This window comes from Synechocystis sp. LEGE 06083, assembly GCF_015207725.1.
In the GTDB taxonomy this organism is placed as follows: domain Bacteria; phylum Cyanobacteriota; class Cyanobacteriia; order Cyanobacteriales; family Microcystaceae; genus Synechocystis; species Synechocystis salina.
Genome location: NZ_JADEWJ010000404.1, coordinates 1 through 2,229, shown reverse-complemented (window position 1 = coordinate 2,229; position 2,229 = coordinate 1). Strand labels below are relative to the sequence as shown.

Annotated in this window: 2 protein-coding genes; both read right to left on the bottom strand. The window is 48.7% G+C overall.

Annotated features, from left to right (window positions below; genetic code table 11):
- On the bottom strand, positions 1 to 1,595 hold a 1,595-nt coding region (locus IQ219_RS19145), incomplete at its 3' end, for an O-antigen ligase (RefSeq protein WP_194073667.1).
- Positions 1,596 to 1,935: 340 nt separating this feature from the next.
- The coding region (locus IQ219_RS19140; protein WP_194073666.1) for a diguanylate cyclase at positions 1,936 to 2,229 on the bottom strand (294 nt) is incomplete at its 5' end.

The window sequence follows — 2,229 nt, the reverse complement described above, 5'->3', positions numbered from 1 at the left end:
GTGGGGTAATAGGCTTCCCAGGGGGCAAGATTTTCCGCTTGGGTGAGGTATTGGGTGAAGGCCGGCACCTTTTCCGCCGCCAAAGCCCGGAAAGCCACTTCTGATAGTTGCCAAGCCCGCAAAATGGGAAATAACCACACGGCGATCGCCAAGAGGAAAGCAAGACCAGCCAAGAACACTGGCCGGGCGAAACGACTGGGTTTTGGTATTACTGGATCGGCAGAATAAAGCTGTAGTAAACAGGCAAAATAAATAATAATAATGCCGCTAATGCAAACATTGTCCAATTGATAGTCTGTCCAACTAGTCACCCCGTAGGCTATCAAAGCGCTAGTGAGGGTCCAAATTATGATTTTTACTGTGTTTAAATCAACGCTATTGCCCTTGGCGGTAACTAAATCCCTATTCATTAAACTGCGAATTAACTGCCAAATTAAACCAACGGTTAACAGTGAAGGAATTAATACACCCCAAATTCCTAATTCCGCCAATAATTGGGCGGGGGTGGAGTGGAGCTGGTAAATAAATTCCGATTCCCGCCCAGCCCACACCGGTCGATAGAGTTGATATTGCAGGGGTACATTGCCCAAACCAATGCCAGTCCAAGGGTTGGCTGAACCCATGCGCCAACCAATTTCAAAATTAATTAAACGATAGGCGAACTGTCCCGCCCCTTGCCCTCCCATTATGCCGGTGAAACTAGTTAGTAAACGGTCATTGGTGCCGATAAAAATTCCCACTACGGCGATCGCCATACTGCTTAGACCCAACCACCAAAGCCAAGGCAACCTACGCAGTAAACCAACGCCGATAATGGCTAGTAGTAATAGGGTCGCCAAACCTAACAGGCCGCCCCGGGAGCTAGTGGTGTAAAAATCGATTAAACCCAGTGCTAAAGCCATGGCCCAAAACCAGCGTTTTTTGCCTTGATTGAGCCAAATTAAAACACTTAGCAGGGGCAAAATTAACACCAAGTAACCCGCCACGTAATTTTGGTGGCCAATGGGGGCCCAATTTTGCAATTCCAATACCCCAAAGCTAAAGGTTTTAGTGAGGCCCATTTCCTTGGCGATCGCCGCCGATTGCCAGAACGGAATGAGGGTTTGGGTAAACCAAAGCAATAGGCTAATGACAATAAAAGCAAAGCCGACATAGCCCTGCCAAGTTAATAGTTTATTGATAGTTACCAAGGGTTGGGGTTGAATTTTTAGCCAACCTCGTAATCCATATAAACCGGCTAGAAAAGCTAGTAATGTCCAGCTATGCCAATGGGCCTGGGCGGAAAATTGGGCCGTTATGTTACCCACCGCTACGGCGATCGCCAATGCCAACAGCAACCAGTCGAACCCCAGTCCGAGGGAAATTAAGCGTTTATTTTGCCAGATTTGCCACAGACACCACAGCACAGTCAACCAAAGCCAAGTTTGCCAAACAAAGACCCAGGGCCAACTCACCAACAAACTATTGCCATTGGGCAACAGGGTAAATAAGCCATAAAGTAATGCCGTCAATAGCCCCAACAATCGTCCTGGGTTACTAGAAGGGGGAGTGGATGAAGGGAGATTAACAGGAGGGGAAGGAGAATCGGCGGCCATGCTGGGCAATACTCACAGGAAAACACTTTCCCATTTTGCCCTCTTCTCAGAAAAAAACCGCCCCGGAGGACGGTAATCAGATTTTCGTGTGTGAGGAGGAAATCGCGTCGAGTTCTGCTTATTTCTTAACCTCACTGTATTTACGATTCTAAACTAAAATTCAGGGCCCTCCACTCACCCGATTGAGTGAATCGCTGGCGATCGCCATGGCGGTATGATGAAGCCTGGCCTAACGATTACAGCTCCGCCAATATCCGTTCCATTGTCAAAAATTTGTTGGCGATAGGGGAACCACTTGCCGATGGATGGGCGGTATGACAAGAAAAACGGTTTTGAGCACTTAAACTTTGACTTTTGTGCGGAACCGTCCCTGTTCGTGGGCGGCCGACTTCGCCATATCCACTGCGGCATGGAGCCCTTGTTGGGGGGAACGCTCTGCAATGCCCAGGTCCACAGTGATATTTCCCTGCTGGAAACCGAGGGCTAGTCTTTCTCGAATAAAATCCGCTTGGCTGATGTGGCACTCAATGCAAAGGATGGCAAATTGCCTGGCGCCAATGCGGGCACATAAATCCTCTTGACGGCAAATGGTACGAATAATTTTGGCGGCCTGGCCCATCAGGCGATCAACCTC